General features: G+C 52.9%; 23 protein-coding genes. 12 read left to right on the top strand and 11 right to left on the bottom strand.

The window, feature by feature from the left end; all coding sequences use genetic code 11:
* Nucleotides 1-8: 8 nt before the first annotated feature.
* The 8 genes from NM686_RS08560 to NM686_RS08530 all read right to left on the bottom strand — a co-directional run bounded on the left by NM686_RS08560 (nt 9) and on the right by NM686_RS08530 (nt 8,468).
* A complete protein-coding gene (locus tag NM686_RS08560; RefSeq protein WP_255187460.1) occupies nt 9-548 on the bottom strand; it encodes an STAS domain-containing protein in 540 nt (179 codons plus the stop codon).
* Complete coding sequence (locus tag NM686_RS08555) at nt 548-1,309, bottom strand: ParA family protein (RefSeq protein WP_255187459.1); 762 nt, start codon at nt 1,307-1,309, stop codon at nt 548-550. Before NM686_RS08555 ends, NM686_RS08560 begins: the two co-directional genes overlap by 1 nt.
* Nucleotides 1,306-1,815: a chemotaxis protein CheW gene (locus NM686_RS08550; protein ID WP_255187458.1), complete on the bottom strand. Its 510-nt coding sequence runs from the start codon at nt 1,813-1,815 to the stop codon at nt 1,306-1,308. The genes NM686_RS08555 and NM686_RS08550 overlap by 4 nt, the downstream gene beginning before the upstream one ends.
* Before the next feature lie 607 nt (nt 1,816-2,422).
* Nucleotides 2,423-4,759 (bottom strand): methyl-accepting chemotaxis protein, encoded by a 2,337-nt coding sequence (locus tag NM686_RS08545; RefSeq protein ID WP_255187457.1) that lies wholly within the window; start codon nt 4,757-4,759, stop codon nt 2,423-2,425.
* A 39-nt stretch (nt 4,760-4,798) separates the two neighbouring features.
* Entirely contained in the window at nt 4,799-5,305 is a 507-nt protein-coding gene (locus NM686_RS08540; protein ID WP_255187456.1) for a chemotaxis protein CheW, read from the bottom strand.
* A 241-nt stretch (nt 5,306-5,546) separates the two neighbouring features.
* Entirely contained in the window at nt 5,547-5,849 is a 303-nt protein-coding gene (locus NM686_RS21780) for a GIY-YIG nuclease family protein (RefSeq protein WP_255187455.1), read from the bottom strand.
* A gap of 156 nt (nt 5,850-6,005) precedes the next feature.
* Nucleotides 6,006-8,060 carry a chemotaxis protein CheA gene (locus NM686_RS08535; RefSeq protein WP_255187454.1) on the bottom strand — a complete coding sequence of 685 codons (2,055 nt, stop codon included), beginning with the start codon at nt 8,058-8,060 and terminating at the stop codon, nt 6,006-6,008.
* A gap of 45 nt (nt 8,061-8,105) precedes the next feature.
* Nucleotides 8,106-8,468 (bottom strand): response regulator, encoded by a 363-nt coding sequence (locus tag NM686_RS08530; protein WP_269022728.1) that lies wholly within the window; start codon nt 8,466-8,468, stop codon nt 8,106-8,108.
* 108 nt (nt 8,469-8,576) lie between these two features.
* Here NM686_RS08530 and NM686_RS08525 point away from each other — a divergent pair, with 108 nt between their 5' ends.
* Both NM686_RS08525 and NM686_RS08520 read left to right on the top strand, forming a co-directional pair.
* Nucleotides 8,577-8,888, top strand: a complete 312-nt coding sequence (locus tag NM686_RS08525; protein ID WP_269022727.1) for a hypothetical protein — start codon at nt 8,577-8,579, stop codon at nt 8,886-8,888.
* A 249-nt stretch (nt 8,889-9,137) separates the two neighbouring features.
* On the top strand, nt 9,138-10,979 hold the full coding sequence (locus NM686_RS08520; protein WP_255187452.1) for a methyl-accepting chemotaxis protein: 1,842 nt from the start codon (nt 9,138-9,140) through the stop codon (nt 10,977-10,979).
* A gap of 345 nt (nt 10,980-11,324) precedes the next feature.
* On the opposite strand, the gene NM686_RS08515 is transcribed toward NM686_RS08520, so the two are convergent.
* Nucleotides 11,325-11,681 carry a helix-turn-helix domain-containing protein gene (locus NM686_RS08515; protein WP_255187451.1) on the bottom strand — a complete coding sequence of 119 codons (357 nt, stop codon included), beginning with the start codon at nt 11,679-11,681 and terminating at the stop codon, nt 11,325-11,327.
* 173 nt (nt 11,682-11,854) lie between these two features.
* Nucleotides 11,855-12,385 carry a type IV pilin protein gene (locus NM686_RS08510; protein WP_329959179.1) on the bottom strand — a complete coding sequence of 177 codons (531 nt, stop codon included), beginning with the start codon at nt 12,383-12,385 and terminating at the stop codon, nt 11,855-11,857.
* Nucleotides 12,386-12,852: 467 nt separating this feature from the next.
* Between NM686_RS08510 and NM686_RS08505 the strand changes: the two genes are divergently transcribed.
* The 5 genes from NM686_RS08505 to NM686_RS08485 all read left to right on the top strand — a co-directional run bounded on the left by NM686_RS08505 (nt 12,853) and on the right by NM686_RS08485 (nt 18,424).
* Entirely contained in the window at nt 12,853-13,416 is a 564-nt protein-coding gene (locus NM686_RS08505; protein ID WP_255187450.1) for a GspH/FimT family pseudopilin, read from the top strand.
* Between the two features lie 28 nt (nt 13,417-13,444).
* Complete coding sequence (locus tag NM686_RS08500; protein ID WP_255187449.1) at nt 13,445-13,972, top strand: GspH/FimT family pseudopilin; 528 nt, start codon at nt 13,445-13,447, stop codon at nt 13,970-13,972.
* Between the two features lie 17 nt (nt 13,973-13,989).
* Nucleotides 13,990-14,766: a PilW family protein gene (locus tag NM686_RS08495; protein WP_255187448.1), complete on the top strand. Its 777-nt coding sequence runs from the start codon at nt 13,990-13,992 to the stop codon at nt 14,764-14,766.
* 44 nt (nt 14,767-14,810) lie between these two features.
* Nucleotides 14,811-16,100: a hypothetical protein gene (locus tag NM686_RS08490; protein WP_255187447.1), complete on the top strand. Its 1,290-nt coding sequence runs from the start codon at nt 14,811-14,813 to the stop codon at nt 16,098-16,100.
* Between the two features lie 77 nt (nt 16,101-16,177).
* Nucleotides 16,178-18,424, top strand: a complete 2,247-nt coding sequence (locus tag NM686_RS08485) for a hypothetical protein (protein ID WP_255187446.1) — start codon at nt 16,178-16,180, stop codon at nt 18,422-18,424.
* Nucleotides 18,425-18,517: 93 nt separating this feature from the next.
* On the opposite strand, the gene NM686_RS08480 is transcribed toward NM686_RS08485, so the two are convergent.
* Nucleotides 18,518-19,903, bottom strand: a complete 1,386-nt coding sequence (locus tag NM686_RS08480; protein WP_255187523.1) for an IS4 family transposase — start codon at nt 19,901-19,903, stop codon at nt 18,518-18,520.
* 473 nt (nt 19,904-20,376) lie between these two features.
* On the opposite strand from NM686_RS08480, the gene NM686_RS08475 reads away from it, so the two are divergent.
* From NM686_RS08475 to NM686_RS08455, 5 genes are all read left to right on the top strand, one after another.
* Nucleotides 20,377-21,345, top strand: coding sequence for an RpnC/YadD family protein (locus NM686_RS08475; protein WP_255187445.1), 969 nt, complete (start codon nt 20,377-20,379; stop codon nt 21,343-21,345).
* A 70-nt stretch (nt 21,346-21,415) separates the two neighbouring features.
* Entirely contained in the window at nt 21,416-22,396 is a 981-nt protein-coding gene (locus NM686_RS08470) for an RpnC/YadD family protein (protein ID WP_255187444.1), read from the top strand.
* 214 nt (nt 22,397-22,610) lie between these two features.
* Entirely contained in the window at nt 22,611-22,949 is a 339-nt protein-coding gene (locus NM686_RS08465) for an Rpn family recombination-promoting nuclease/putative transposase (protein WP_255187443.1), read from the top strand.
* Between the two features lie 127 nt (nt 22,950-23,076).
* The gene (locus NM686_RS08460; RefSeq protein WP_269022726.1) at nt 23,077-23,277 is read left to right on the top strand and encodes a DUF4160 domain-containing protein; all 201 of its coding nucleotides are present in this window, start codon (nt 23,077-23,079) and stop codon (nt 23,275-23,277) included.
* Between the two features lie 3 nt (nt 23,278-23,280).
* On the top strand, nt 23,281-23,742 hold the full coding sequence (locus NM686_RS08455) for a DUF2442 domain-containing protein (protein WP_255187441.1): 462 nt from the start codon (nt 23,281-23,283) through the stop codon (nt 23,740-23,742).
* The last annotated feature ends 139 nt before the right edge of the window (nt 23,743-23,881 follow it).

Raw genomic sequence — 23,881 nt, 5'->3', positions numbered from 1 at the left:
TCGTCCCCTCAGAAAAAACCCGCCGCGGCTTGATCGACATCCAGCATTTCCGCCAATCCCAACAGGCTTGCCGCTTCGACGAATTTATCGGAAGGAAAGTCTATCACTACCTGCTTGTGCATTTTGAGCGCGGTCTGCTTCAACACCAGCAACAATTGCAGCGTTGCGGTATCTATCGTCGTAATGGCCGACGCATCGATCTCCAATTGACTGCCTTTATCCAACGCGCTCATCAAGCGCTCATGCAATTGGGCCACATTCTGGATATTCTGAACCGCTGCCAATAGGACAGACTGGACATCGGCTGCTCCCTGCGTAGCTTCAGCCATACTCGCGTCCTCCTCCTCGACCGTTTCAGTTTCGGCCAGCGTCACCCATTCAGGTTCCGCCACGCTCGCCGCGACAGCCGGCGGCGCCAAGTCTTCAGGCTCGTCCTCCGTCACGAACTCCACCGGTAACGGCGCTACCTCGCCGCCGGCTTGGCCGGATTCCTGCAGCCAAGCCAAGGGATCGTAACCGATCATGCTGTCATCGTCTTTTTCTGCCATTACATCACCCTGTCTTGCAAAAAATCCTCCGCCAGCGCGGCGAAATCTTGCGCCGAACGCCAACCCGGACGGTATTCAAAAATGGTTTTACCGAAACTTGGGCACTCGGCCAGTGCCGACGTTTCTCTGATTGGAGTCGCCAAAATCTGCCCAGGAAAATATTTTTTGATGGTTTCCAACACATCCCTGGAAAGTCGGCGCGTCGGTAGGTAACGAGACATCACCAGCCGCATGCAATATTTTTTCTGCAACGCCGCCTCGAATTTCCTGATCGTGCCCATCAAATGCGACAAGCCCTGTAATGCCAGATAATCACTGGTCATTGGCACCAATAGCTCATCGACGGCAATCAGCGCATTGGCCACCAGAATACCGGACGACGGCGGACAATCGATAAACACGAAATCCAGCTCCTCCGCGTCGGTAGCCAGGGCCTTACGCAACAAATCGCCACGATGCGACCCGCCTTCCGTCAGTTGCTCTATCTCTTGCAAACGCGGTCCGGCCGCGATCAGACTCAAGTCTTCCCGGATAGGCAAGCGTTGCGCGTGCAATGAGGCTTGGCCCAACATGACGGCATCGATACCGCTCTGTTGCCGGGACGTCGCGCCCAAGGCCACGGCCAAATGGCATTGAGGGTCCAGATCGATCACGCAGACTTTCGAACCCAGCCTTGCCAAGGCGTGGGCCAGATTCAGCGTGGTCGTGGTTTTGCCGACGCCGCCTTTTTGATTCAGAACGGCAACGATCCTGGCGGTCATTTGCCGCCCGACGAAGCCGGCAAGCCGGCGATCTCGATGAACTCGTCTGGATTCAATAACTTGACCACATCCAGCAGCAACACCATATTCTTCTTGCCGACATACATGCCGCGAATATAACGGGTATCGATCTTGGAACCGAGATTCGGCGTGTGCTTGATGTCGCCCGAATGGATGTCCAGCACGTCGGACACCGCATCGGCCACGATACCCATCACGGTCGCATCGCCATTTTCCGCCTGCACGCACATCACGATCACCACCGTCATCGGCGTATATTCGACCGTTTCCATGTTGAAGCGCACGCGCAAATCCACGATGGGCACGATAGAGCCGCGCAGGTTCAGCGCGCCTTTGACATAAGCCGGCGTGTTGGGAATCATCCTGACGGGTTCCCACCCCCTAATCTCCTGGACTTTCAAAATTTCGATGCCGTAGGCCTCGCCGGCCAATTCAAAAGTCAGGAATTGTTCCATCGTTGTGTCAGACTTCGCGTCGGCGGTCATAGTATGTATTCCGAACGGTGAACTAAAAATTGCATCGTTTTAAGTATCTCGCTACCCATAACGTCCCCCTGTGGAGGTAATCGAAAAAGCCCCTCTCCCCGGGAGAAGGGACAGTTCATCGTTCCCATGCTCCGCGTGGGAATGCAGCCTGAACCGCTCCGCGGTTCGGGACGCTCTAGCGTCCCTGAGCGGGTTACCACGCGGAGCATGGGAACCATAAGGATTCCGCTAAAAATAACTTTCCGAAATGACTTTTCCCGCCAAACCGTTCGTGCTGAGCCCAGTCGAAGCATGAACGGTTTGGCGTGGTGGATGCTCGGATTTTCCCGCCCATCCTTCGACAAGCTCAGGACGAACGGGAAAATCCTTGTACCCTGAAACAGGGAAGTTATTTGTAACCATATCCTAAGCGGAAGTTATTTCTGCGAAATCCCAATCTTCTCCCCACAGGAGAAGGAATTGTTTTACCTTTTACGACAGCCTCCTTTGGAAAAAGGGGCACGTCCTTATGGAAAAAGCTAAAGCTTTTTTACTCCAGCGCAACTCGGGAGCGCAATAGCTTTAGTTATTGCCGAATCGCGCTGGTGTTTTCTAAAGACACGACATCCTAAAAATCCTGCCACTCCTCATCGCTGGCGACGCTCTTGTAGGCCGGTTGCCGCGCGGGCACCGCAGGCTTGGACGCGGCAACGCGCGTATCATAAGTCCGTGGCTCGTGGCCGGCATTGGCCACTGCCGCGTTTCGCTGACTATCGAGCTTGAAAAACGACAACAAATCCACCATGTTGGTGGACAAGTCGCTCATCGAGACGCTGGCAGCTGACGCTTCTTCCGCCAAAGCCGCGTTTTGCTGGGTGATTTCATCCATTTGCGCGACGGCCTGGTTGACTTGAGCAATGCCGGCCGATTGTTCGATGCTGGCGTTGGCAATCTGGGCAACGATATCGCCGACTTTTTTCACCCCGGCGACGATCTCGTTCAAAGCCACGCCGGTCTGATTGACAAACTCGCTGCCGGCCCGCACTTTTTGCACGCTGCTCTGTATCAATTCCTTGCTTTCGCGCGCCGCCGTCGCACTGCGTTGCGCCAGATTGCGCACCTCGGTCGCCACCACCGAGAAACCGCGCCCTTGTTCACCCGCGCGCGCCGCTTCCACGGAAGCATTCAGCGCCAGCAAATTGGTCTGGAAGGCGATCTCATCGATCACGCCGATGATGTCGGCAATTTTGTTGCTGCTTTCGTTGATCTCCTGCATCGCCGCGACCGCCGCGTTGACGACGCTGCCGCCTTTTTCCGCCAGCTCACGGGCATTGCTGGCCACCTGATTGGCCTGCTGGGCATTTTCCGCGTTGTTTTTCACGGTACTGGTCAGCTCTTCCATGCTGGCGGCGGTTTCTTCCAGATTGGCGGCTTGTTGTTCGGCCCGCTGCGACAAATTATTGTTGCCGCTGGCAATTTCCTGCGATGAATTGTTGATGAAGACAGCCGCCTCGGCCACTTGGCCAAAAATCTCGCTGAGCTTGTCGATCGTGGCGTTGATGTCGTTCTTGCAATTCAGATACACGCCTTGGTAGTCGCTGGTGATGCGATTGGTCAAATCGCCTTCGGCCATGCTTTCCATCGTGCTGCCGACATCTTTGAACACGCGCTCGATGATGTCCGTCAACTCGTTGATGCCTTCGCTCAATTTGGCGAAGAAACCTTGCTTGTCGGCCAGCGACAAACGCTTGTCCAGTCGGCCGATCTTGACGCTGTCGACGATTTCCTCGATTTCTCGCTCGACCATGACTTCCCGGGTTCTGTCCAGCCACTCGACCACCACGCCGATGCGCTCGCCTTCGTCATTTCTGACCGGGTTGGCGACGATGTTCATGTGCCGGCCCCCAATGACCAGCTCGGAACTGAACGTGCTGCTCAAACTGGCCAGCAAACCGCGCTGATGCGCAGGATTCTTATGGAATTGATCGATATTGGCGCCCAGCAGCTTACTGGCATCGAAGTTCGGCAATTGCGTGCGAATGTCGGCTTCTGCATTCTTGAACATATCCTGGACGGTATTGTTCATGTAAATGATGTCCAGCTCGTTATTCGCCACCATCACGCAAGATTGCACGTTGTCCAGGGCTTGCCGGATGCGGGTCGCTTCCGCCGCCACTTGTTTGGTATAAGCCATGTCGGCATTCAGTTTGACCTGCATGCCGTACAAGGCCCGATTGAAATCGCCGAGCTGGTCGCCGCGATCGAGATCGAAGCGGTTCCTGAATTGCTCGTCGGCCAGGTTGTAGCAAACCTTCATGGAATGCCCCAGGCTCTCAACGATACTACGAAGCAAGGCATGCCCCGCCCAGGTACCCAAAATCAGCAAGGCCGAACAAAGCGATAGCTCCAGCCATTCTTGCGCCAGGAAATGCCGATACAAGGCCCCCAGTATGGGCAACAGCAACAACAGGTAGGCAAGTCCGGCTTTTCTGCCCAGGCTCATATCGGTGATTTTTTGCAGCACAGCCTTGAAACCGGTCGGACGCATGCTCGCCTGATTGGCGTTGAGCTTCGCGTAAAGGGCTTCGGCTTGCTGGATCTGCTCGCGCGACGGGGCATAACGCACCGACAAATATTCCCGCGCCTTGCCATCTTTGAAAACCGGCGTCACATTGGCTTCCACCCAATAATAATCGCCGCTCTTCGTACGATTCTTGACCAGCGCGGTCCAGGGCTTACCGGCTTTCAGGCACAGCCACAAATCCTCGAACGCCGCCGGCGGCATGTCCGGGTGGCGAACCACGTTGTGATTGGCGCCTATAAGCTCGTCTTTGCTGAATCCGCTGATTTCGATGAAGGCATCATTGGCGTAAGTGATGATGCCCTTCAAATTGGTTCGGGTCACCAATATGGTGCCTGGCTTCATCATCACTTCGCGATCGGTCACCGGGTGATTGATTTTCATTATCCAACCCTCTCAAAACATAGCCATGCTATTGGCCGTTCAATTTTCATCGTCATCGTCCACGCCTTCCAATTTCAATAATTTATCCACATCCAACAGCATCACCATGCGTTGATTCACCGAAACCAAACCGGTAATGAACTCGGTACTGACTTTCGCGCCGAAGTTGGGCGAACTCTGAATGCTCTTCTTATCGACGTCTATCACGTCGGACACGGCATCGACCACGACCCCCATCACCCGGGTCTTGTCGCGGATTTGCGCCTGCAACACCACGACCACCGTCAGCGGGGTGTAGTGACTGCGGCCCAAGCCAAACCGCTCGCGCAAATCGATGATGGGCACGATGGCGCCACGCAAATTCACCACGCCTTTTTCATAGGCCGGCACATTGGGAATACGCGAAACCGGCTCCCAGCTCCTGATTTCCTGCACCCTCAATATATCGACCCCATATTCTTCCTTACCCAAGGTAAAACTCAAAAATTGCGCGCTCGTACTTTGCACTTTCTTGCTCGACGGTTCTGCTTCGTTAATTTCGGCCATTTGCGACATGTCGTTTTGTGTTCAGGCAAATATCATAAATAACTGGCCCAGCTTTTTCCTAGGTTCTGCACTTGATACTGAATCTCATCAAATGGCTTGACGCAAGAAGCTGGGATTTTTCCATTCGCCCTTCGACTAGGCTCAGGACGAACGGAAAAATTAACCGCATCGCATAATAAATAAGTTATGGTCAATCATGGCCTAAGCCCTTCGTTTGAATGACATCAGAAAGTAAATCCGTTCATCCTGAGCCTGTCGAAGGATGAACGGATTTACTTTTCGCTAGCCGAGAAACCTCATCCCAATCACCACTAATCATTGCTTCTTTTTTCTTACGACTCCAACCTTTGACTTGTCTCTCTGCTGCCAAGGCTTCTTCACGAGTAAAACATTCCTGCGACCACACAAGGACCAAAGGACGACGCGATGCCGTATACCCTGAGAATCCTCCGGTCGCATGTTGTCCCATGCGTCTTTCAAGGTCATCGGTATGCCCAGTGTAATAACTCCCGTCAGCACATCGAAGTATATAAACCCAAAACATATCCGTAATCCAAAATCATGACCTTTTTTAGATTTACTCTGAAAGTCATTGTGGGAGCGACGCACAGTCGCGATAAATGGCTTCAATTCGCGACTATGCGTCGCTCCTACAGCCAGAACTTTCATTTGCCGGGGCGATGCAAAGCCTTCATGAGCGTTACTGATTCGCCAGACGCACCAAACCGGGTATGTCCAGAATCAAGGCCACCGAACCATCGCCCAGTATGGTGGCGCCGGAGACGCCCTCAACCCGACGATAATTGGCCTCCAGCGACTTGATCACCACTTGCTGCTGCCCGAGCAGATCGTCGACGAACAAACCGCAACGCACGCCCTGCCCTTCCACGACCACCAGCAGGCCGTCGGTCAGCTTGGTATGTTTTGCCGTCGTGACATTGAAAATCTCGTGCATGCGTATGATGGGTAAATACTGGTCACGCAATTGAAACGTCTCGCCTTTTCCCACCACCCGATTGACCCTGTCTTCCTTGATGTTCAAGGATTCGATGATGGCACCGAGCGGCACGATATAGGTTTCGTCGCCAACCGCCACCGACTGACCGTCAAGGATCGCCAACGTCAACGGCAAATGTATCGATATGGTGGAACCCTTGCCCAGCGTGGAGATGATTTCGATATTGCCGCCCAAGGCTTGAATATTGCGCCGCACCACATCCATGCCCACGCCGCGTCCGGAAATGTCGGTCAGTTTTTCGGCGGTGGAAAAACCCGGCATGAAAATCAACTCGTAGGTCTGCTTGTCGGTCAGAACCGCGTCCGGCTCTATCAAGCCTTTTTCTATGGCCTTGGCGCGCAGCTTGTCCTTATCCAGGCCTTTACCGTCATCGCTGACCTCGATGACGATGTTGCCGCCGCGATGATAGGCCTCCAACGTCACCGTGCCGGTTTCCGGCTTACCGGCGGCCAGCCGTACATCCGGCATTTCGATGCCGTGATCCAGACTGTTTCTGACCAGATGCACCAACGGATCGCTGAGCAATTCCACCACGGTTTTATCCACCTCGGTATGCTCGCCGACCAGTTTCAGTTCGATTTTTTTACCCAGTTTGCTGCTCAAATCATGCGCCAGCCTCGGGAAGCGGCTGAACACGAAACTGATGGGCAGCATGCGAATGTTCATCACGCTTTCCTGCAACTCGCGAGTATGGCGCTCCAGTTGCGACAGACCGTTTTTCAGCTGATCCAGCTTGCTCAATTCAAAATGCTCGCCAATCAGGCTCAGCATGGACTGAGTGATCACCAGCTCGCCCACCATGTTGATCAAGGTGTCTATCTTGCTGGTATCGACGCGTATCGTGCTGGAACCTTTGCTTGCCGCCTTGGCATCTTCTTTTTTGCCCTCCTTGTTGTCGGCCGCAATCGATTCGGGCACGGCTGGAACGGCAACGATTTCCTGCGGCTGCTCGACCGCAATGGCATCCACGGCGCCAGGCGGCTGCAACAGCGATTCCGCGGCATATATCGGCTGCTTGGCCAGATCGCAGTCGTCTTCCACCCAGTCGAAAATATCATCGATCTCGCCGACGGAAACCTCGCCCTGCAAATCCAGGGTCCAGGATAGATGACATTCCTCCGGGTCGAGCTGATAAAGATCGGGTATTCCGCGCAAATCGGCGGTTACCGTCAAATCGCCCAGGGTAGCCAATTCGCGAAACATCCTGACCGGATCGTTGCCGGTTTTCAATAGATGGGCATGAGGGCTGAAGGCAATCTTCCAAGCGGACATCGTTGGCGTGCTTGTCGGTTGTGCGTGGTCAACGGCACGCGCTTCGCCGGACGACTGCGCCTGATCGCTTGCGGCCGCGCCATTGAGCTCATTGTCCAACGCTGCTTTGTGGGCGCTGACGCTTTGTCGATCGATCTCGCCGCCATCTTGAATGGCATGCAGCATCTCACGCAAGCAATCGACCGAACCCAGCAGCACATTGACGGCCTGCCGGGTGACCTTGCGCCGGCCATCGCGCATTTCGTCGAGCAAGGTTTCCATCACGTGGGTGAAATCGGACACCACACTAAAGCCAAAGGTGCCGCTACCGCCCTTTATCGAGTGCGCCGCACGAAAAATGGTGTTGATTTCATCGACATCCACGTCCCCCATGTCAAGATTCAGCAATCCCGACTCCATCGCATCGAGGCCTTCGAAGCTCTCCTCGAAGAAGACCTGATGGAATTGCGCCATATCGATCGGCATACTCCCCCTACCCGATTGCGATCTGCATTACTGGTTTCAAGGGACTTAACCCATTACCTTGTTGATGGTTTTCAGTAATTGGTCGGGATTGAAAGGTTTGACGATCCAGCCGGTCGCGCCGGCTTCCTTGCCTTGCTGTTTTTTGTCCATGCCGGATTCGGTGGTCAGCATCAGCATTGGGGTAAATTTGTAATTTGGCAGCGCCCGCAAGTCCTTGATCAATTCGATGCCGTCCTTGTTGGGCATGTTGACGTCGGTCACGACACAGTCGAAGGTTTGCGCCTTGGCTTTATTCAAGGCATCCACGCCATCAACCGCCTCGACCACGTTGTAACCGGCTCCCTTTAACGTGAAGGAAACCATTTGTCTCATGGATGCAGAATCATCGACTGCAAGAATCGTCGCCACAATTAACTCCTAAAAAATTTGCTCAAATAAAGTACAAAAACGTAACCATTCATCATTGTTCGCAGGAACGACGCAAGTCGCGACTATGCGACGTTCCTGAAGAAAAATTTGCTTTTTCCAGAGCTTTTCAACAAGCCCGTGGTTTTTGCCGAACGTTACCAAAACCCTGTAAGCGGGTGCTTTAAACCAAATACTCTAAAGCAAATACCGGGCTTTTCCAAATCACGAAAAAATCCTGCCGATGGGCTTGCTTTTTTGGCTCACCAAGGAAAACTCGTATTCGACAGACTTATCGATCATGAGGCCAGTACATCACGCCGAAAAATGAAAACCGATCCTGGCGCAACAAGCACAGGCGGACGGTTTTATCCAGCGTTTCCCTGGCGGCCCTATCGTTGCAAAAATGAACAAAATCAATGACTCTCGCTTGATCCTAGAAAAATCATTGAGTCCACGAAACACACGAAAATCACGAAAAGTTGCAAACAGTCATCATCCTAAGGAGCTGCACCGGACAGGTGAATCGATAAGCGCCCATGACGCAATGATTGCTTTCGTGCTTTTCGTTAACTATCGATGTTTTTAGGTTGATTCGATCAATCTTGACCCGTTTACAATAACCCCATAGCCTACCGAGCGAAAACACTTTTTCAAGCAACGGAGTAATAAATGTTCAGCACTTGGTTCAATAACAAAGACCATCATCACATTTCCAGCGCTGAAAAAGCCGCCATAGAAGCGGACTATCTGGGGCAAATCAGCGCCATCGAAAAATCTCAGGCCGTCATTCATTTCAACATGGACGGCACCATCGTCAAAGCCAACGACTTGTTTCTGAACGCGGTCGGTTACCGTTTGGACGAAATCGTCGGCCAGCATCACAGCCTGTTCGTAGGGCCTGACGTGGCGGCAAGCCCGGAATACCGGCATTTTTGGGAAAAACTCAATCGCGGCGAATTCGATAGCGGCGAATACAAGCGCTACGGCAAAGGCGGCAAGGAAATCTGGCTGCAAGCGACCTATAACCCCATCATCGGACCCGACGGCAAACCGTTCAAAGTCGTCAAATATGCAACGGACGTAACCGCGGACAAACTCAGAAATGCCGATTATCTGGGACAAATAGAAGCCATCAACAAATCGCAAGCCGTCATTCAATTCAACATGGACGGCACCATCATCACCGCCAACGCGTTGTTTCTAAAAACGGTAGGTTATTCGTTAGAAGAAATCCAGGGCAAACACCACCGCATGTTCACCGAACCGGGCGTAGCCGAATCCGAAGAGTACCGCCAATTCTGGCAAAAACTCAATCAAGGCCAATTCGATGGCGGCGAATACAAGCGCGTCGGCAAAGGCGGCAAAGCCATTTGGCTGCAAGCTTCTTATAATCCTATCCTGGATCTCAACGGCAACCCCTTTAAAATCGTTAAATACGCCGCCGACATCACCGAGCAAACCTTGACCAAGCAAACCTTGGCCCAGGTTTTCAGCGAAGTGGGCAGCGTGATGAGCGATGCGGCCGAAGGAGACCTAACACATAAAGTTACCGGCCAATACACCGGCGTTTATCTCGACTGCAAAAACGCCATCAACAGCACGATAGAAAAATTAAGCGAAATTTTCGGGCAAATCAGCCAGTCGGCCGAGATCATCAACAACACGTCAAAAGAAATCGCCAGTGGCAACAATAATCTGTCGCAACGCGCGGAACAACAAGCGGCCAATCTGGAAGAAACCGCCGCCAGCATGGAACAACTGACCGCCACGGTCAAGAAAAACGCCGACCATACCCAACAAGCCAATCTGGTTGCCAATAATACGAAAGAATTGGCGGAAAAAGGCGGCCAAGTGGTCGCTGCAGCCATCGCCGCGATGGAAGACATCAACGCCAGCAGCAGCAAAATCGCCGAGATCATCAGCGTCATCGACGAAATCGCCTTTCAAACCAATTTGCTGGCGCTGAACGCCTCGGTAGAAGCCGCCAGAGCCGGCGAACAGGGCCGCGGTTTTTCGGTGGTGGCGACCGAAGTGCGAAACCTGGCCAAACGCTGCGCTACCGCCGCCAAGGAAAGCAAGGAACTGATCCAAAACAGCGTACAAAAAGTGCGCACCGGCGGAGAATATGTCAATCAAACCGGCAACGCGCTCAGTGAAATCGTCGATAGCGTCAAGAAAGTGGGCGACATCATCTCAATGATTGCGTCCGCCAGCGTCGAACAATCGGCCGGCATCTCCCAAGTCAATCAGGCGGTCACCCAATTAGACGAAATCACCCAGCAAAACGCGGCCTTGGCGGAACAAGCTTCGGCGGCCAGCGTATCGATGAGCGACTTGTCCAGCAACATGATGGAGCAATTAGCCTTTTTCAAACTGCACGACACAACCGGCGCGGCACCTCGGCAACGTCCAGCCGCAAAGGACTTGCCGCGAGCCAGCGCGAAACCGGAACCCAGAACAGTTAGCAGCTACCAAAGCGCGGCGAGTGACGAAGAATGGCTGGATTTTTAGGCCATTCCCCACTGGAGCCATTGGCGAAACGAAAAAAACCAGTAACGTTCATGAAGGCTAGGCATCGCCCCGGCAAATGAAAGTTCTGGCTGTAGGAGCGACGCATAGTCGCGAATTGAAGCCATTTATCGCGACTGTGCGTCGCTCCCACAATGACTTTCAGAGTAAACATGAAGTACGGTTATGCAATAGCTAAAGCTATTGCACTCCAGCCAGCGGTTCAGGAGTAAAAAGCTTTAGCTTTTTTGAAAAATGCTGGCGGTTCAGCACGTAAGGTGTGGTGAGTTTACGAACCGCACCGATCGCGAACGATGCGCTTCACGCTGTTCAGCACATCCTACGATCCTAAACCAAATCATCCAAATCCAACGTTAGCGCTGCGGCGATTTTTTTCAATACGTCTATTGATCCAGTGCGCTTTCCACCCTCGATTTGAGCAATGGTAGCCTGTGCCAGGCCACAGCATTCGGCGAGTTCGGATTGCGTCAGACCGCGATACTCCCGCCAAACCTTGGTCTTGTTTTCATTCAGCAGGCGATAAACCACTTCGGCGGGGATCATTTCTTCATCGCGCCGCATGGCCTCATCATAGGCTTTAATATCCTCCAGCATTTCAACCTTATCCAGCAAGGCCTCATATTCCGCCATCGGTAATATGGCATATTGCCGCTGGCCATTTTGTTCAATGAATTGCACGCTCATGTGTACACATCTCCCCGGCTGCCAATTTTTACAACATCAATAATCATAATGTCATTCAGCGCGTAGGGTGTGGTGAGTTTACGAACTGCACCGATCGCGAACGATGCGCTTCACGCTGTTCAGCACATCCTAGGGCCCTACACCCTCAAGAGCATGGAGACGAGATAATAATTTTACCAACAGGTAGCCGCATCGTACCCACTTGCAGCATTTATGACCCCTTTGGGATTAGGAAACGATGTGTCAATTTCAAAGTTACCGCATTTATCGTTAGCCTGACGCCCGTCATTTTTACGCGTAGCCCTGATTCGATAACTATCTGGAACAACCGGCGAAGTATTGGCACCAGGAACCGAGACAACCGATAAATCATAATGCCCATCTGGTGAAGTAGTCGCATGTGTAAGCGTGTAATTTCCAGTCGCACAGCTGTAATTGGCCGCAGCGGTATCAATATCTTCTGCATACTGAATACAATTAGCCCTATATTTCTCTTGGGTCAATTGCAAACTCAGCAAACCCGCTTTCGCATCCGAACGCCTGCTTTTCATCACATATTCCGTATAAGACGGATAGGCAATCGCCGCCAATATTCCCACCACCGCCACCACGATCATCAGCTCTATCAGCGTGAATGCGCGTATCTTTTTCGATAGCTTGTGTGCCATTTCAAAATCCCGTTTTAGAATCAGTTGAAAAACCATACTTATTGGCCGAGAAGTATAGCCTGTTTGCCGGCGAAATAGGGCTCAAAACCGAGTGCCGGTTGAAATGCAATTCATGGATGCCGTAAAAATAATTTCCGTATTTTGCCACTCGTCCGCTGGAGACTGCCGCCAAAGTAAAAACGCCAACGCCATCCGACAAAAGCTAAAGCTCGCACGCCGTCTGGAGTAAAAAAGCTTCAGCTTTTTCCAGCAATCACCGGCCCGATCCGGGCAAGCACCGTCAAAACAGCCAAGCCTCACAAGCAAGCCGAAAACTTCGACTATACTGAAAACCAATCGATCGCCGTATTGCCAATCCCGCCGCCAGCGGCGCGCACGGCGATTCAGTCACCCTGGCCAACGGCTTGATGCACACATTGGCTAACTGCCAGCATTCCAATGGCTTGCATCGTCGTTTGCGCAGGGACAAAAGGATTTTTGACTATGATGGTGAGGGACAAACCATGGGAATTCGCGCATCGCACAACGATCAACAAGGTGTCACGCTGACCGAAACGCTTGTCGTCGTCGCAATCACCGGCACATTATTAGGATTCGCCATACCTTCCTACCAAGGCATGATAGAACGCAACCGCCTTCGGCAAGCCGCCGAATCCTTTAAATCCGACTTACAATATGCAAGAAGCGCCGCCCTGAAACGAAGCCAAAACATCGTGGTATCGCGACAGGCCGGCAACGACGGTGCATGGTGTTACGGCTTGGCTGTCAGAACCGCCAGCAAGACCAGTTGCAATTGCAACGAAACCGATCCCGCGGCGAATAATTTTTGCGACATCAAACGCATAATGGGTAACAACTTTACGCAAACCAACATGGAAGCTGCCACTATCAACAATAATACTTTTAACTCTAGGCGAGGCACGACCAACGCCGGCGGCGCCACGTTCAGCACCAGCCATTACGCGGTTCGCGTGGTTTTCAGCGACGTAGGCCGCGTCAGACTTTGCAGCCCCGATCCACTGCCGGCAGATAAAGAAGCTTTACCTAACATTCAAACCGCTTGCTGAACTTTCAAATTCATTCGCTGCCATGAACATGAAACCGTTAAGATCGCAAATCCATCAAAATCGCGGCGTCACGCTGACCGAATTGATGATCGTCATCGCCATCATCGGCATCATAGCGGGCTTTGCCGTGCCGTCTTACCAGGACTTGATAGAACGCAACCGGTTGAAACAGGTAGTCGAATCATTAAAGTCCGACATGCAGTTTGCCCGGACCGAGGCAATCAAACGCAGCCAAAACGTTGTGCTATCGCCAACCACCGGTAACGCCGGCGCCTGGTGTTATGGTTTGAATCTATCAACTGCCTGCACCTGTGGCACAGCCGGTTCCTGCGGGATTAAAACCGTAGCCGGTAGCGGCTTTAGTGCGGCAGTTTCCATGACGGCCTCAACCGGCAGCAGCACGTTTGACTTCAGGCGCGGCATACCCTCCGCGACTACCAACGTTACATTTGCCACGACGCATTACACCACTCGAATCAATGTCAACAGCGCGGGAAGGGTTGTGATTTGCACGCCTACAGGTACGACCGGATTGCCGGGATACCCAGGCTGCTAACCCAACAGGAGAGAGCCATGAAAAAACAAACGGGTTTCACACTGATAGAAATCATGATTGCGCTGCTGCTGGGCTTGATCGTCGTCGGCGCCACCATCAGCATCTATATCGCTACCGTCGGCAGCAGCGCCAGCACCATTCGCTCCAGCCGCCTCAACCATGATCTCGAATCCGTGATGACCCTGATGGCCAACGACATCCGCAGAGCCGGTTACTGGGAAGGGGCGGCCGACAACGAGGATGATAACAACCCTTTTACCAACACGGATGCAACAGCAGGGGCCGTAACCAATGTCAATATTCTCGAAAATGGTACCTGCATCCTTTACAGCTATGACGCAGACAACCCCTCTCCCATCACTATAGTCAATAATGAGTTTTACGGATTCAAACTGCAGAACAACACCATCATGATGCGTTTAAGCGGATCAAGCACGACTAACTGCAACGATGCAAACGATACTTGGCAAAACTTCATCGATAACAACCAACTGACTATTACCGCATTGCAATTCAGTTTTGCCCCCATCGACGTCAATGGCGATGGCGACACCACAGATCCCGGAGACTTGCCGGCCACTTCGCGCTGTTGGAATCAAACCCAAAAAACCAGCACCAATCAACTGGCTTGCACCGGTGGCGCCAATGGCGATTACATCATCCAAAACCGCATCGTCAACATCCGCCTGTCAGGCCGAGTCAGCGCCGACCAGGCCGTCACCAAAACATTGTTAGGCACTACGGAAATCCGTAATAACCGGATTTGTGTGTGGGATGGCGCGAACTGCCCTTAAATTGAGAACGTGCTTGTATTCAACCCTAGCCCCAGGTTTTGCCCATGAACGCTAAATCTTCCCTTCAGAAACAACGCGGCGCCGCCTCCCTGTTAACAGCGCTAGTCTTGCTGATTTGCATCACCCTGATTGCCTTGCTCACCGCGAAAACCGTCTTGGTGGAAACCCAAATCACCGCCGACAATTATAGAACCAGCCAGGCCTTCTCGGCCGCCAGCGCCGCGATGGACAGAGGCGTAGCCTATTTCATGGAAAATGGTTTCGATGCCGACGGTAACAACGTACTCGACTATCCTGGTCCAGGGGCCGAACCGTCAGCCGGCGCCTGTGCTTTACAGGCCAACAGCATTAATAACAATCCTTTCAATTTTTCAAATACCAATCCAACCGGCACACAAACCACCTTTTCCCAATTCTATTTCGACAACACCCGAAACCCAGCCGACCCCAACGACATTTGCCCAGCCGAAACACCCAACATGAAGCGCGGCATCATAGTGGCGCGTGGCTGGAGCGACGACTGCACCGCTGTCCGTACCATCACCCAATGCGTGGGCACCGTGGGTTATTTCAAAAATGGCGTGGCCCCCGAACAAGCCTGGGTCAGTAAGGCCGGCGTCGGGGTCAACGGTACAGGCACCATCATCAATCGCTACACCAATACCAACGTCTGGGCAGGCGGTGATTATGGCGGATCTAGCGCGGCTTACGATACTTATATCCGCCCGGCGGATAAGCAAATTGCCGATTACACCACCGCAGAACTCGACAGCGCTACCACCGCAAACACGCAAAAAGTATCCGACCGCAATTCCGGCATAGGCCTGGATGTCATTACCAGCGACGCCTTTTTGTCCAGCAAAACTTCTTCAACCGACAATGCCAATTTGAATAGTACGGCCCAAAATCAATTCTTTGACATGTATTTCTCCGAAACCAAACAAGGCATCAAGGAGATGGCCGAGAAATCCGGACAGCTTTACACCACGACCACGCCACCGAACACCGTCAGCGGCTTGGTTTGGGTGGAAGGTGATTACAGCTTGCCAAGTCTGGGCAGTTCCACCAAACCGGTAACCCTGATCGTGAACGGAGACTTGACCATCAACGGCAACATCGACTTTTTTGGGATTGTTTACGTGACTGGGGACATCAAAGGTACCGGTACGCCAGTGATTACGGGCTCGATCATTGCGGAAAAAACCGCGGCTACTCATTCGATGTCGGCAACCTCTACCCTTGTATTCAAACCCTGGGGCGATGGCAGCGGCGATGACACCCCCTTTCAAAAAGGTACGGGTACGGTAATCGCCGGCACCTGGAAAGACTGGTAGTCAATGCATTAGAGGACAAGACCATGAATACTATGAATTTTTGTAAAAAAAACGCCGGCATTGGCCTGATCGAAGTCTTGATCACCACCGTGGTCATCGCCGTCGGCTTGTTGGCCGTTGCCTCGTTGCAAGGCAATCTGATCGGCAGCAGCCGGGACAATAAAACCCGCGCCGAGGCCAAGGCCCTTGCCGACGCCAAAATCGAGCAGTTACGGGATACCGTCGTCAAAACGGGATTCGACGCCTTGGCTTCTTCGACAGCAGCGGAAAGCATCGGCGGCGTGACCGAAACGTTCAGCCGCACCTGGACCGTTACCAATCAAACCTCTCCAGCACGCAAACAAGTCAGTGTCAACGTCTGCTGGCCGGCCGGTGCATGCAGCGATAACGTTGCCGTGCAAAGCGTGCTGGTTTACGACGACGTAGGCAATGCGGCCAAAAACCTCAAGGATGCCCAATCAGGTTTGTCCTTAGCCGGCGGCCCCAGCACCAACGCGGAATCATCCGATGAAATCACCGAAACCAAAACTCTGCCAGACGGCGAACCGGGTAGCTATGTACAAGATCCTGATAACGAAAACAAAATCTGGATACGCGAAGACAGCCGCACCAAGGGGACCGGCGCTTACCTTTGCTCTACTTTAGGTTTGAGCGCGTTCGAAAACGGCCTATATACGCGCCGCACCAATCATGATGGCGTCACCGGCAACGAAGCCATCGAACTATACGAACAAGTGACATTCGATAGCACGAACTATTGCATTCCCCGCATCCGTTTCAATGGCGGCGTGATCATTCCGATTCGCGGCATCGTTCACTCCGGCGCTACCTCAAAACAAGGCAATACGACTACCTATTTGGATGTTGACTTGTTTACTTTTAATGCTTCCGAAACCGGTGCTTACTGTATTTTTAAACCCGCTGATGGCGCCAAAAGCGCTCCCTATGTCTGTTATGTGGGCGGCAATTGCTCGGGATTCGTTTGTACCGACACCACCCCTTCAACTTGTGATGACGCCGATGTTACAAAATGTCCGAATGGCGCTTACGCCTCCGCCAAAGTAGGCCCTGGCGGCTGGCGTGGGAAAGTAGGCTTGTTAGGCGTTGCCGGTTCCAGTAACAACTTTAGGAACGTCTGCTTCCAGGAAGAAATCGCCTCGTCGCCCGCGTCCCTGGATACGGCACGGAATTATTACGCTCTGAGAAACAATATCAACGAAGGCATCAACAAACCTTATAGCTGCCATGATTTCTTGATCATCAATGGCCAATCCACCAATCCCAAAATTCACGATGAATGCGTCAAACAAGCCGAGGCGATTGGTGGATTTACCTTGGCCTCCAAAAACATCCAACGCACGATTTCTTCAGGTGCGAATTTATATGACCCCACCATTGACACCAGTTTTTGTACCGGTACCACCGGCACAGCTTACAGCATAACCGGAGAAATCACCGGAGCGGCAAGCACCCCCACCGTTACGGTTACCGATGGCTCGACAACGCAAACCTGCACCGTTACAAGCTCATCTTATACGTGTGCCATCACTACAAGCGCAAGTTCGGTCAATATTAGCGGCATCTATAACAGTCAGGCTCAAAGCTGCAATTTGGCTCTGACTACAAGCGTTACATCTCCAACCGGCTGCTCATTGGCGTTTATCACCATGCCAACTTACACAATTACCGGTGTGATCCGTGCCGCCAGCGCTGCTGCGGTAACTGCGTTGTCGTTGGAAATACAGGATGGCGACAAGGTCATTCCATGTCCAGACAGAACGGTATTCAACGGCACCTCGAGCACTTACACTTGCACAGTTGCCACAAACAATACCAGCATCTCGATACATGCATCAGTAACTGGCGGTTATACCGTCTCGCCGAGCAACTATACAATTTCATCGCTATCGGGCACTGGCGGCAGCGTGGTTGTACCCTCGCCCGATAATGATTTTATTGTGGCTGCGGTATCTACTTATACCGTTAGCGGATCGATCAGCCTTGGGAATAATGTTGACAATTTGACATCAGTCACGGTCAATGCAGCTAATCCTGCAGGCGTCGGCTGCACAATTACACCGCCTAGTGGGGGCTGGAAAAAGAATAAGAGTGGTACCTATAGCTGCAGCATTTATGGAGGCAGTAACTCTATCACTCTAGCTATTTCTCCAACTTGCTCGAACAGCAACCCCGCTAAGCGATACAGCCTCTCGGCTTCGGGGGCAACACAAGTGCAACCGGGCCAGCTTGTTATAGATTTGGGGACTGTCAACGGCCCTCAAACCAAAGATATAAGTATCACGGAATCAAATACTGGTTGTTAACTACCCCTCCTCGTTCCCACGCTCCCGCGTGGGAATGCATACGCACCTGCTAAACAAGCACGCCGCAAGGTTCCCACGGAGGACCGCTCATCGTTATACACATCTCTGTGCGACAACCTGCTGAGCTTCCAATGCAATGACAAAATCGCGCAAACGCTGCAGTCCGATCCACATGGCTTTGGCACCCGGCGGCCCGTCATGCTTGCGTCCGAGATAACCGCCCAAGCTCGCCACCAAGAGAATCACTTCGCCCAAGCGAGGTGGCGTAAGCGGCGGCGGGCAAAGCTTAACCACAATGTAAGCAGCCCGCCACTCCTGTGGATCGAAGATAATTTCACAATCCATGTCCGGCGTAGTCCGTCCCAACATCAGCGTGAACAATACCCGCCAGGCAATAACCATGTACAACGCTAAACAAGGTAGCAGTCGGTCCTCGGTTTCCAGATGCAGTCGCTTAATCTGGCATCCGCTCTTGAGCACATGGAAGTACACTTCAATGCACCACCGCACGGCGTACCACATGACGATCGTTGCCGCCTGTTCGAAACAATCGATCGGCAAGCTAGTCAACAATAGCCATTCCAAACGTTCCACGCCAGACGGTGGTGCATCTTCGCGTGCCAGCACCGCATTGATGGTGAGTTCCGGTAGCCGATACCCTATCCGCTTAGGCGGTTTGAGGGTCACTGTAATGGCGCGTAACGTGATATGCGCCAGTCGCGCCGTGCGGTTCGGTCGCGGTTTGACGTTCACCTCAGAGTAACCCAATACAGGAGCTTGCTCCACGGCGGCCCACAGGCATTTCGTACCGTTCTCCGGCGAAGCCAACACTCGGTTTTGCGCCGCACGTACGATCCATTGAGCCCGTACCGCAGGTGCGTAGTCATGGTATTCGGCAAACCACTCGTAAATATCGCCCTCCCTGTCGGCAAGATTGATCAGCAGGGTGTCCGGCATTTGCGCCTGTAAAGCGCAACTGTCCTGGTAACTTTCCAGCCAATGGCGACTCTCTTTTTCGTCTACGCCTTTGTGAAGTCGTTCACTCCTTTGGCTTGGGATCTCTCGAGGCCAATACGATGCTTTCACGACACCCAAACAAATACGCGATGGCGTAAAGGCAACTGTCGGATGCAGGCGGCGCAAGTGTTTCTCCACGTCTTTCACTGTGCCAAGTCCCTTCGGCCCCAAGCAAATATTCTTATCGTCCTCGGTGGTGTCCTGTGCCAGCAGCACGATTGGGCTGCTCTTCATGCGCTCGATCGTGGCATCTCGATGCGGCGCCAGTATCTTCTCGAATGTCGTCTTAGCGTTATTGAAGAAGCGATAGGCTCCCATCGTCTCCTTCCAGCCTCCGCAGGCCGCCGGAATACTGAGTTGTGGATGCTCGCCCAATTGCTCCAATAGCAAGGCCAATCTCTTGTTTAGACGTTGATCTTCCAAATTGGCAGTTTGCACTTCTTCTTCGGCCCAGTTGCTCATCGCCTTTCTCCTGTTTCTGTGTCTCCTTGTAGTTTAGTCTTTGAGGGACTTGTGTATAACGATGAGCGGAGGACCGTGGGAACCAGGTAGACCAAGTCGAGTCGGGTTACACACTAACCCGACTCGACCAACATGGACGCCATCCTCGTTGTCTTTTGCCCGAATAGCGTAGAATGATCGCTCCAGACATGACCGCTGTTACTGTTATGAACGATTCCGCCCCGGACGAATACGATAGCCCGTGGAAAGAAGCCGTCGAGCGCTACTTTCCCCACGCTCCCGCGTGGGAACGCATACGCCACCTGCTAAACAAGCACGCCGCAGGGTTCCCACGGAAGACCGTGGGAACCAGGTAGACCAAGTCGCGTCGGGTTACAACACTCATCCGACGCGACCAACATGGACGCCGTCCTCATTGTCTTTTGCTCGAATAGCGTAGAATGACCGCTCCAGACATGACCGCTGTTACTGTTATGAACGATTCCGCCCCGGACGAATACGATAGCCCTTGGAAAGAAGCCGTCGAGCGCTACTTTCCGGAATTCATGGCGTTTTATTTTCCGGCTGCCGCGAACCAGATTGACTGGCGCCAAGCCTATACGTTTTTGGATCAGGAACTGCGCGCGGTGGTGCGGGATGCGACATTGGGCAAGCGCTTCGTCGACAAATTGGTTCAGGTGACATTGCTGGATGGGGCCGAGCAATGGGTCTATGTTCATATCGAAGTGCAAGGCGCCAGACAGGCAGGCTTTGCCAAGCGCATGTTTACCTACAACTACCGGATTTTCGATCGTTATGATCGTCCCGTGGCCAGTTTGGCGGTGCTGGCTGACGAACATCCCGACTGGAAGCCTGATCGTTTCGGCTATAGCCTGCTGGGCAGCGAGACTTCGATTCGGTTTCCTGTCGCCAAGATTACCGATTACCGTGATCAGCTGGAAAACTTGCTGACTCAACCCAATCCGTTTGCCATGGTGACAGCGGCGCATATTCTGACCCAGCAAACCCGCGGCGATGACGATGTTCGTTTTCAGGCCAAGTGGCGCCTGATCCGTTTGCTGTATGAGCGAGGTTGGGACAAGCAGCGTATCATTGACCTGTTTCAGGTGATCGACTGGATGATGCGGTTGCCGAAAGAGCTGGAACGGCAATTATGGCAAAACATTCATGAACTCGAGGAGGATGGCAAAATGCGATATATATCAAGTGTGGAACGAATTGGCATGGAAAGAGGGATGGAAAAGGGAATGGAAAAAGGGATGGAAAAAGCCGAACAAAACACGCTGCGGCGTCAGATTATCCGCCGGTTCAAAACCTTGCCCGCCTGGGCGGAGCAACGCATCGAACAAGCCGGTCAAGCCGAATTAGAGCAATGGCTGGACAATATCATCGATGCGCCTACGCTAGAAGCGGTATTCGAATCCGATAATTCCATGCATTGATTCCCCTCGTTCCCACGCTCCCGCGTGGGAATGCATAATGACCGCTCCAGACATGACCGCTGTTACTGTTATGAACGATTCCGCCCCGGACGAATACGATAGCCCTTGGAAAGAAGCTGTCGAGCGCTACTTTCCGGAATTCATGGCGTTTTATTTCCCGGCTGCCGCGAACCTGATCGACTGGCGCCAAGCCTATACGTTTTTGGATCAGGAACTGCGCGCGGTGGTGCGGGATGCGACATTGGGCAAGCGCTTCGTCGACAAATTGGTTCAGGTGACATTGCTGGATGGGGCCGAGCAATGGGTCTATGTTCATATCGAAGTGCAAGGCGCCAGACAGGCAGGCTTTGCCAAGCGCATGTTTACCTACAACTACCGGATTTTCGATCGTTATGATCGTCCCGTGGCCAGTTTGGCGGTGCTGGCTGACGAACATCCCGACTGGAAGCCTGATCGTTTCGGCTATAGCCTGCTGGGCAGCGAGACTTCGATTCGGTTTCCTGTCGCCAAGATTACCGATTACCATGATCAGCTGGAAAACTTGCTGACTCAACCCAATCCGTTTGCCATGGTGACGGCGGCGCATATTCTGACCCAGCAAACCCGCGGCGATGACGATGTTCGTTTTCAGGCCAAGTGGCGCCTGATCCGTTTGCTGTATGAGCGAGGTTGGGACAAGCAGCGTATCATTGACCTGTTTCAGGTGATCGACTGGATGATGCGGTTGCCGAAAGAGCTGGAACGGCAATTATGGCAAAACATTCATGAACTCGAGGAGGATGGCAAAATGCGATATATATCAAGTGTGGAACGGATTGGCATAGAACGAGGGATGGAAAAGGGCATGGAGAGAGGCCTGGAAAAAGGAAAATTGGAAGCGGAGCAAAACACCCTGCGGCGTCAGATTTCCCGCCGATTTAAAACCTTGCCCGCCTGGGCGGAGCAACGCATCGAACAGGCCGGTCAAGCCGAATTAGAGCAATGGCTGGACAATATCATCGATGCGCCTACGCTAGAAGCGGTATTCGAATCCGATAATTCCATGCATTGATTCCCCTCGTTCCCACGCTCCCGCGTGGGAATGCATACGCCACCTGCCAAACAAGAACGCCGCAGGGTTCCCACGGAAGACCGTGGGAACCAGGTAGACCAAGTCGCGTCGGGTTACAACACTCATCCGACGCGACCAACATGGACGCCGTCCTCATTGTCTTTTGCTCGAATAGCGTAGAATGACCGCTCCAGACATGAACGCTGTTACTGTTATGAACGATTCCGCCCCGGACGAATACGATAGCCCTTGGAAAGAAGCCGTCGAGCGCTACTTTCCGGAATTCATGGCGTTTTATTTTCCGGCTGCCGCGAACCTGATCGACTGGCGCCAAACCTATACGTTTTTGGATCAGGAACTGCGCGCGGTGGTGCGGGATGCGACATTGGGCAAGCGCTTCGTCGACAAATTGGTTCAGGTGACATTGCTGGATGGGGCCGAGCAATGGGTCTATGTCCATATCGAAGCGCAAGGCGCCAGACAGGCAGGCTTTGCCAAGCGCATGTTTACCTACAACTACCGGATTTTCGATCGTTATGATCGTCCCCCGTAATCATGCCTCCCCTGCAGTAGCAGATACGCAATATGCACCTAACAACTGAAAATTTTTCTCGGTGGTTGATGCGGTGAAATAATTACACTATTATTTGACCATGAACACACTTTATCGGCATGGCAAGATGAAAATAGCGGTATACGCGGATCATAATCCGCCGCATTTTCATGTAATTACGCCGGACGGCGAGTCTTTGATTGATTTGACTACACTGGCTGAAATTCAGGCCGGCGCACCCCGCAAGCCATTGGCCAAAGCGCTGGCCTGGGCCATACAACATCGAGCCGAGCTGGAAACCGAATGGCAACGCCTTAACCCGGAGTAACCCATGATGAAAACCCCACAACAGCACCGCATTGACGCCGCTTATCCCTTGCAATCCCAGCGCTTGAAGATCACGTTTGCCGACGGCTGGAGCGCCGATGTTGATTTGTCGGATTTTATCGCGGCGCACCCTGCACTGATCCCATTGCAATCGCCTGCCCTGTTTGAAAAATTGGCCGTCGGCGAATGGGGCTTTGATGTCACGTGGGACAATGGCGGCGATTGCACCATCGCCGCAACGGCCATTCGTCGCTTAGCGGAAGAGCAAACCGGCGGTCCTGCCAAGCAGTTTAATGACTGGATGCTGAGAAATAATTTGTCTCTGAGCGCGGCAGCTGAATCGCTAGGTATGACGCGGCGGATGATTGCTCACTATCGCACGGGATCACGTCATATCCCGAAAACAGTGCTACTGGCCTGCAAGGGTTGGGAAGTCGAGCATAACGGGATAAGGAGCAATCCATAACCCGTAAGGCGGATTTGCCCCCAAGCAATCCGTCAACATGGTAAGCCAGGTAGGTCGGGTCCCCTCGTTCCCACGCTCCCGCGTGGGAACGCATACGCCACCTGCTAAACAAGCACGCCGCAGGGTTCCCACGGAAGAC

Origin of the sequence: Methylomonas rapida (genome assembly GCF_024360925.2) — a bacterium.
Lineage (GTDB): Bacteria > Pseudomonadota > Gammaproteobacteria > Methylococcales > Methylomonadaceae > Methylomonas > Methylomonas rapida.
Note: the sequence above shows the minus strand (reverse complement) of the source record. Positions and strands in the feature narration are given on the sequence as shown.